This window comes from Dietzia maris (genome assembly GCF_014144855.1).
Classification (GTDB): domain Bacteria; phylum Actinomycetota; class Actinomycetes; order Mycobacteriales; family Mycobacteriaceae; genus Dietzia; species Dietzia kunjamensis.
This window is the reverse complement of record NZ_JAALDN010000334.1, coordinates 1-7,584: the sequence shown is the minus strand read 5'-3', so window position 1 is coordinate 7,584 and position 7,584 is coordinate 1. Positions and strand designations below refer to the sequence as shown.

The 7,584-nt window shown below is 71.7% G+C and carries 10 protein-coding genes; 7 read left to right on the top strand and 3 right to left on the bottom strand.

From position 1 onward, the window contains the following. Positions 1–89: 89 nt before the first annotated feature. Positions 90–1,439 (bottom strand): nicotinate phosphoribosyltransferase, encoded by a 1,350-nt coding sequence (locus G6024_RS11315; RefSeq protein ID WP_227022096.1) that lies wholly within the window; start codon positions 1,437–1,439, stop codon positions 90–92. A 53-nt stretch (positions 1,440–1,492) separates the two neighbouring features. On the opposite strand from G6024_RS11315, the gene clpS reads away from it, so the two are divergent. The 7 genes from clpS (at position 1,493) to G6024_RS11280 (ending at position 6,374) form a co-directional block, all read left to right on the top strand. Continuing rightward, a complete protein-coding gene (gene clpS / locus G6024_RS11310; protein ID WP_096907308.1) occupies positions 1,493–1,837 on the top strand; it encodes an ATP-dependent Clp protease adapter ClpS in 345 nt (114 codons plus the stop codon). A 4-nt stretch (positions 1,838–1,841) separates the two neighbouring features. Then, positions 1,842–2,462 (top strand): DUF2017 domain-containing protein, encoded by a 621-nt coding sequence (locus G6024_RS11305; protein WP_067719968.1) that lies wholly within the window; start codon positions 1,842–1,844, stop codon positions 2,460–2,462. Positions 2,463–2,502: 40 nt separating this feature from the next. Next, complete coding sequence (locus tag G6024_RS11300; protein ID WP_159148732.1) at positions 2,503–3,192, top strand: rhomboid family intramembrane serine protease; 690 nt, start codon at positions 2,503–2,505, stop codon at positions 3,190–3,192. Beyond that, a complete protein-coding gene (gene murI, locus G6024_RS11295; RefSeq protein WP_132062088.1) occupies positions 3,189–4,004 on the top strand; it encodes a glutamate racemase in 816 nt (271 codons plus the stop codon). Before G6024_RS11300 ends, murI begins: the two co-directional genes overlap by 4 nt. 73 nt (positions 4,005–4,077) lie before the next feature. After that, positions 4,078–4,857, top strand: a complete 780-nt coding sequence (locus tag G6024_RS11290; RefSeq protein ID WP_154830506.1) for an MBL fold metallo-hydrolase — start codon at positions 4,078–4,080, stop codon at positions 4,855–4,857. Between the two features lie 111 nt (positions 4,858–4,968). Continuing rightward, complete coding sequence (gene rph, locus G6024_RS11285; protein WP_132062084.1) at positions 4,969–5,754, top strand: ribonuclease PH; 786 nt, start codon at positions 4,969–4,971, stop codon at positions 5,752–5,754. Positions 5,755–5,756: 2 nt separating this feature from the next. Next, on the top strand, positions 5,757–6,374 hold the full coding sequence (locus tag G6024_RS11280) for a non-canonical purine NTP pyrophosphatase (RefSeq protein WP_159148731.1): 618 nt from the start codon (positions 5,757–5,759) through the stop codon (positions 6,372–6,374). 130 nt (positions 6,375–6,504) lie between these two features. Here G6024_RS11280 and G6024_RS11275 read toward each other — a convergent pair whose 3' ends face one another. Further along, positions 6,505–6,879, bottom strand: a complete 375-nt coding sequence (locus G6024_RS11275) for a DUF3817 domain-containing protein (RefSeq protein WP_120286374.1) — start codon at positions 6,877–6,879, stop codon at positions 6,505–6,507. After that, positions 6,876–7,466 (bottom strand): hypothetical protein, encoded by a 591-nt coding sequence (locus G6024_RS11270; RefSeq protein ID WP_159148730.1) that lies wholly within the window; start codon positions 7,464–7,466, stop codon positions 6,876–6,878. Before G6024_RS11270 ends, G6024_RS11275 begins: the two co-directional genes overlap by 4 nt. Between the last annotated feature and the right edge of the window lie 118 nt (positions 7,467–7,584).

Sequence of the window (7,584 nt, the reverse complement as noted above, 5' to 3'; positions counted from 1 at the left end):
GGCTCGGGGGCAGACCCGGGCGGCTCGGGGGCAGGCCCGGCCGGCTCGGGGCCCACCCGGGTGCGTCGGCGGTCGACCGATTGCTCCGCTCAGCGGGTGGCCGGGGGGATGACCCTCACGGGGATGGCGGGGTCGCCCTGACTCAGCGCGAGCCCCTCCCACGGCAGGGACACCATCACGGCGGCGTGGTGGGCGCGTGACCGTTCGAGGGTCGGAAGCCCGGGTACGGTCTCGCCGCCCCGGATCAGCGGGACCATGAGATCGCGCGTCTCGAGACCGGGCTCCCCGGGGGCGTCCCCGGACCACGGCAGCAGCACCTCCTCGACGGCGGTGCCCGAGCGGCGGTGGTGGCGGACCGCCCGCTTGGCGCCGGGCAGGGACTCCTTCTGGGCGGAGCGCTTGGCCACGGGGATCCCGTCGACCTCGACGAGTTTGTAGACCATGCCGGCGGTCGGGGCGCCCGAGCCGGTCACGAGCCGGGTGCCGACGCCGTACACGTCGACCGGCTCCGCGCGCAGAGCGGCGATCGCGTACTCGTCGAGGTCCCCGGAGACCACGATCCGGGTGTCGCGGGCGCCGAGGGCGTCCAGCTGACCGCGGACCTGGCGGGCGAGCACCCCCAGGTCCCCGGAGTCGATGCGGACGCCGCCGAGTCCGGGCCCGGCGACCTCGATCGCCGTCGCCACGCCCTTCGCGATGTCGTAGGTGTCCACCAGGAGGGTGGTGTCCACACCGAGGGTCTTCACCTGCGAGCGGAAGGCGGCCGCCTCGTCCGGACCCTCCGGGCCGGTGTGCAGCAGGGTGAACGAGTGGGCGGACGTCCCGGCGGACGGCACCCCGTGCCGACGCGTCGCCTCCACGTTGGAGGTGGAGGCGAACCCGGTGAGGTAGGCGGCCCGGGCCGCGGCGACCGCCGCCTCCTCGTGTGTGCGGCGGGACCCCATCTCGATGATGGGGCGGCCGTACGCCGCGGAGGTCATCCGCGCGGCGGCGGAGGCGATCGCGCTGTCGTGGTTGAGCACGGACAGGACCAGGGTCTCGAGTACGACGCACTCCGCGAACCCGCCCCGGATGCTCAGCACGGGCGAGCCGGGGAAGAACAGTTCGCCCTCCGCGTAGCCGTCGACGTCACCCGTGAAGCGGAAGTCGCGGAGCCAGTCGGTGGTCCGCTCGTCGAGCGAATCCGACAGCGCCTCGATCTCCTCGTCGTCGAACCGGAAGTCCGCCACGCGTTCGAGGAGCCGACCGGTGCCGCCGACCACCCCGTACCGACGGCCGGAGGGCAGGCGTCGGGCGAAGACCTCGAACACACACGGCCGGTCGGCGGTGCCGTCCGCCAGGGCCGCCCGGATCATGGTGAGCTCGTACTTGTCCGTGAGCAGGGCGGTGGACGGTCGCCCGGTGGGGGGCGTGACATGGGAGGGAGTCGGCGGGGTCACGGGGGCGACTCTACGGCGTGGCCTACCCGGCGGGAATCCGTATCCTGGGTTCCATGCACCCTGTGACGACACCGCTTGCGGCCGTCCGGAGCACCGCCCCGGTGATGGCGATGCCGTCGGCCGCGCCCGTGGAGTCCACGGACGCGGACCTCGACGGTGGGGTGGACAGCCCCTGGCTCACCGTGGTCTGGGACGACCCGGTGAACCTGATGAGTTACGTGACGTACGTGTTCCAGCGGGTGTTCGGCTACAGCAGGGAGAAGGCGCATGACCTGATGCTCAAGGTCCACAACGACGGTCGGGCGGTCGTGTCGTCCGGCAGCCGCGACAAGGTCGAGAACGACGTCCGCAAGCTGCAGGAGGCCGGACTATGGGCCACGATGCAGCGGGAGGCGTGAGGCGGTGAAGGCGTGGCAGCGCAAGGCGTCCCTCGGTGGGGCGCGCATCAAGTCGGTCATGGAGAACCACGAGGTGCAGATCCTGCACGCCCTGGTCTCCAACGTCGTGGACATGCTCGAACAGCGCCGGGACTCCGCCCCACGCGATGAGCTGGCCGAGATCACGGGGATGCGCAGTGGCCACTCGCAGGTGCCCGCCGAGGCGCCCCTGGCGCGGTTGTTGCCGGACTTCCACCGCCCCGAGGCGGCCGACCGTGCGGACGGGTCCGACACGGACGGTGCGGCCGTCGCGCGGGCCCACAACTCGGGCATGCGGATGATCCACGAGCCGGCGATCATCGACGCGAAACTCGGCTGCGCGGGCGTGGTGTTGCGTTCGTTGCCGTCGCGGGGCGGGACGGTGTCGCTGACCCTCGAGCAGGCAAATTCCTGGATGCGCTGCCTCAACGACGTGCGACTGGGGCTGGGCGCGGTCCTGTTGGAGGCGGGCTCGTCCGACGGGACCGCCGCCACCGACATCCCCGAGTACGTGCCCGACGATGACCCCCGGTCCGCCCAGTTGGACGTGTACCACTGGCTGACCTTCATGCAGGACTCCCTGTGCACGGCCCTGGACGGGCTGTGAGACGACGGGCTGTGAGACGACGGGCAATGAGGAGAACATCGTGAACCGAGACCCCCGTTCGCCGTGGCCGGGTACCGGCGCCGGCCCGACCCGCCCGGTAGACCCGGGACCGCGGCGCTGGCCGGCCCTGGTCCTGCTGTGGTCGTTCGTCGCCCTGATGTGGGTGGTCGAGGCGGCGGACCAGGTGTTGCTGCGGGTCACCGGGGAGCCCCAGGTGCTCGACGGCTACGGTGTCAGCCCCCTGGCGACGGACGGGCTGCTCGGCATCGTGTTCCAGCCGTTGCTGCACGGGGACTGGGCGCACCTGATCGGCAACTCGATCGCCCTGCTCGTGCTGGGGTCGATCATCGCCCTGTCCGGGATCCGGCCGCTGGTCACCGTCACCCTCGTGTCGTGGCTGATCTCGGGAGTGGTGTCCTGGTTGCTCGGCGGCACCGGGACCGTCCACATCGGGGCCTCCGGGATCGTGTTCGGCTACATCTTCTACGTCATCGTCCGGGGCTTTTTCTCCCGGCGCATCCTGCACCTGGTGATCGGACTGGTCATCGGCTTCTACTACGGGCTCGAGGCGCTGGCGGGCCTGTCGCCGATGCTGGACGGAGTGTCCTGGCAGGGCCATCTCGGGGGCGCGATCGGCGGCGTGGCGTCGGCGTACGGCCTCAAGCGCGACCGGAAACCGCAGCAGCAGCTCGCCACCCAGCCGCGGTGGTCCGCCGGACCGCGGAGGTGACGCGCCCCGACCCGCAGGCTCCCATCGGGGTGTTCGACTCCGGTGCCGGCGGTCTGACGGTGGCCCGGGCGATCGTGGACCAGTTACCCGATGAGTCGGTGGTCTACGTCGGTGACACCGCCAACGGGCCGTACGGTCCGTTGCCGCTGGCCGAGGTCCGGGCGCACGCCCTCGCGGTGGCGGACCAACTCGTCGACCGCGGGGTCAAGGTGTTGGTGATCGCGTGCAACACGGCGTCGGCGGCGATGCTCCGCGACGCCCGCGAGCGCTACCCGGTGCCGGTCGTGGAGGTCATCCAGCCGGCGGCCCGGCGCGCGGTGGCCACCACCCGGTCGGGCCGGATCGGGGTCATCGCCACGCGCGCGACGGTGGCGTCGCGGGCATACGACGACGCGGTGGCCGCGGCCGCCGGGATCGAGCTGACGTCGGTGGCGTGTCCGAAGTTCGTCGAGTTCGTCGAGCGCGGTATCACCAGTGGCCGTCAGGTGCTCGGGTTGGCGGAGGCGTATCTCGCCCCGATCCGCGACGCCGACGTCGACACCCTGGTGCTGGGCTGCACCCACTACCCGTTGCTGTCCGGTGTGGTGCAGCTGGCGGCGGGGGACCACGTCACGCTGGTCTCGAGCGCTGAGGAGACCGCCAAGGACGTGCTGCGGGTACTCACCGCGCAGGACTTGTTGCGGCCACACGACGCGGCCGAGCCGGCGACCCACGAGTACCTCGTCACCGGTGATCCCGACGCCTTCCGCCGGGTGGCGTCACGGTTCCTCGGCCCCGGTCTGGTGACCGTCGGGCGGGCGGTGTCGGACTGATGGACGCCGACGCGCCTCGCGGGCACAGCCGCGAACACCACGACACGCGGTGCGGCGTGGCACGATGGTGCCCATGTTTCTGACTGTCCTCGGGTGCTCGGGAAGTATCGGTGGACCCACCTCGCCGGCGTCCGGGTATCTGGTGGAGGTCGACGGTCTCGCCCCCGTGGTGATCGACATGGGGCCCGGTGTCCTCGGCGCGCTGCAACGACACGTGGCCCCCGAGGACGCGACAGTCCTGCTGTCCCACCTCCACGCCGACCACTGCCTGGATGTCCCGAGTCTGTTGGTCCTGCGGCGCTTCGGCCCAGGTGCGAAGGGCGCGGGCCGCGTGCCGCTGGTCGGGCCGTCCGGGACGGCCTACCGGATCGGGGTGGCGTCGGCGGAGGAGCCGGGGACGGTCGACGACCTGTCGGACACGTTCGACGTGGCCACGTGGGACGTCGCGCCCGAGGTGGAGATGAGGGGCGACGACGACGAGGTGGCCCTGAGCGTGCGGGCCGACCGGGTGGAGCATCCTCCGGAGTCGTACGGAATGCGCCTGACCTCCCGTAGCGGCCGGGTCCTGGCGTACAGCGGGGACACCGCCTATTGCGATGCCCTGGTCGAGCTGGCGGTCGGCGCGGACGTCCTGCTCTGTGAGGCGTCCTGGACGCACGAGGAGGGACGCCCGCCGGGCATCCACATGTCGGGGGCGGAGGCGGGCCTGACCGCTCACCGCGCCGGCGTGGGTCGTCTCGTGCTGACCCACATCCCGCCGTGGGTGGACCGCGAGGCGGTCCGCGCGGAGGCGGCCGCCGAGTTCGGCGGGGAGATCCTGCTGGCGGAGCCGGATCTGCGGATCACCGTCTAGGTGGCGGGCCGGCACCACCCGACCCCTCCCGGCCCCGTCCCTCCCCGCTACGGCCCCTCCCACGCCGCCTGCACCTCAGGCGTGGGCGTCCGGCGGCTAGGATCGGCGGTCGTGACCTCATCGAGCATCAGCAGAGCAGACGGACGCGGCGACGCCGACCTGCGTGACGTGACCATCACGCGGGGATTCACCTCGCACCCGGCTGGGTCGGTCCTCGTCACCTTCGGGCAGACCCGCGTCATGTGTACGGCCAGCGTCACCGAGGGCGTGCCGCGGTGGCGCAAGGGTTCGGGCCTGGGGTGGCTGACGGCGGAGTACGCGATGCTGCCGGCCGCGACCCACGAGCGCTCGGGCCGGGAGTCGGTCCGCGGCAAGGTGGGCGGACGCACCCACGAGATCAGCCGCCTGGTGGGCCGCTCCCTGCGGGCCTGCATCGACCTGTCCGCGCTGGGGGAGAACACCATCGCCCTGGATTGCGACGTCCTGCAGGCCGACGGCGGGACACGGACCGCGGCGATCACCGGCGCGTACGTGGCCCTGGCGGACGCGATCACGTGGCTGCAGGCTAAGGGCGCGGTCACCGGGAACCCGCTCACCGGGGCGGTCGCCGCGGTGAGCGTCGGCGTCGTCGACGGCCGCGTCCTGTGCGACCTGCCCTATGAGGAGGATTCGCGGGCCGAGGTGGACATGAACGTGGTGTGCACCGACGGAGGCAAGCTCATCGAGGTCCAGGGGACCGCCGAGGGCGCGGCGTTCGGCCGCGACCTGCTGGACGCGATGCTCGACTCGGCGCAGGCCGGCTGCGAGCGACTTTTCGAGATACAGCGCGAAGCCCTCGCGGCGCCGTACCCGGGCGAGTTGCCCTCGCCGCCGGCCGCACGGAACCGGGGGCGGTAGTCGTGACCGTTCGCCTGGTGGTCGCGAGCCGTAATGCCAAGAAGCTGGCCGAGCTGCGCCGGGTGCTGGAGTCGGCGGGGATCGTCGGCATCGAGCCGGTGGGACTGGACGAGGTGCCGGAGTACCCGGTGGAGCCCGAGGACGGCGCCACCTTTGCGGACAACGCGCTGATCAAAGCCCGGTCCGGTGCGCTGGCGACCGGCCTGCCGTGCCTGGCGGACGACTCGGGACTGGCGGTGGACGCCCTGAACGGGATGCCCGGGGTGCTCTCGGCGCGCTGGTCCGGACGGCACGGCGACGACGCCGCCAACAACGAACTCCTGCTCGCGCAGTTGTCCGACGTCCCGGACGAACGCCGGGGGGCGGCGTTCGTCTCGGCGTGCGCGCTGGTCGGACCGGGCGTGCCCGGCGAGGTCGTCGAGGAGGGTCGCTGGCCGGGGCGCGTGCTGCGGGAGTCGCGCGGGGAGGGCGGGTTCGGGTACGACCCGCTGTTCCTGCCCGAAGGGTCGGATCGTGCGGCAGCTGAGCTCAGCCCGCAGGAGAAGGACGCGGACTCACACCGCGGCCGTGCCCTGCGCGCTCTCGTTCCGGCCCTGCGCGTGCTCGCCGAGCGCGGCTGACAGCACCGCGGCCTGACAGCACCGCGGCTGACAGCACCCCGGCTGACAGCACCCCGACGAGAAGGACGTTCCGCACACGTCGCCCGAGAGGCGAGGGTGCGGAACGTCCTTGTCGATGACGGGGGGTGGGTCAGACCGCGTACTCGGTGCGCACGTCGCGGGTCCGCTTGTGCTCGAACCAGAACGACAGGAACGGGATCGTCCCCGCCAGCGCGGTGAGCAGGGTCCGAGACGCGGGCCAGCGGGCCTTGATCGCCAGGTCGAGCGTCATGAAGAGGTACAGGATGTAGAACACACCGTGGGCCTGACCGATGTAGGTGAACCAGTCCGGGGCGTCGGACGAGTTCTCCAAGATCAGGTACTTGTAGATCATCTCCACGGTGAGCACGAGCAACCACACGCCGGTGATCCAGGCCAGGACCCGATAGCGCTTGAGCGCGCCGGCGATCCTGCCCCCCGGATCGGGCTTGCGGTTGTCGGTCTGCTGGGTGGCTGCGGCGGTCATGAAGCAGGCTTCTCCTGATGGGTGCCGTCGGCCCGGTCTTTCCGGGCGAGTTCGGCGAGATAAGAGTTGTAGGCGTCCAGGCCCTCGTCCCGGACCGCTTCGTCACGGGCGGGTCGACGCGTCGGCAGCAGGTCCGAGGGGATCTCCGTCATGACGGGGCCGCGGCGCCGGCCGATTCGGTTCTTCCTGGTGATCGCAGTGACTCCGGAGGGCCGACCGACCTCGTCGTCGTCGCCGTCGTCGTCGCCGCCGCCGTCTTCCGCGTCGCCCCCCGCGCGGTGCCCACCGTCGACGCCGTCCGCGGCGGCGATCCGGTCACCCTCGTCGGCCTCCATGCGCACGTACTTCAGGTACGCGTAGACGAGGAACCCGGCGAGGAACGGCCACATGAACGTGTACCCGAGGTTCTGCGCGGTCCCGGTGGCCTCCTGGTAGCGGGCGAGCTGCCACAGCCCCATGCCCATGCAGAAGATCGCCCCCAGGACGACGAACGCGATCCACGCCGGGCGGTGCTTGACCCTGGTCCGCGCCGGGTCGCCGGAAGCCGTGGCACTTCCGGTCGCGTGGGAGCCAAGGGTGTCGGACACGCCTCCACGGTACCGCTGACCACACGGTAAACTCATCTCGCCCGGTACCCCCGGGTGACGCGCCCGTGGCGGAATTGGCAGACGCGCTGGATTTAGGTTCCAGTGTCTACGGACGTGG

What these genes read in the sequence shown, in the direction of transcription:
- clpS (WP_096907308.1), top strand. Translation starts at nt 1,493, where the DNA reads ATGCACCCTGTGACGACACCGCTTGCGGCCGTCCGGAGCACCGCCCCG.
- G6024_RS11290 (WP_154830506.1), top strand. Translation starts at nt 4,078, where the DNA reads ATGTTTCTGACTGTCCTCGGGTGCTCGGGAAGTATCGGTGGACCCACC.
- G6024_RS11275 (WP_120286374.1), bottom strand. Translation starts at nt 6,879, where the DNA reads ATGACCGCCGCAGCCACCCAGCAGACCGACAACCGCAAGCCCGATCCG.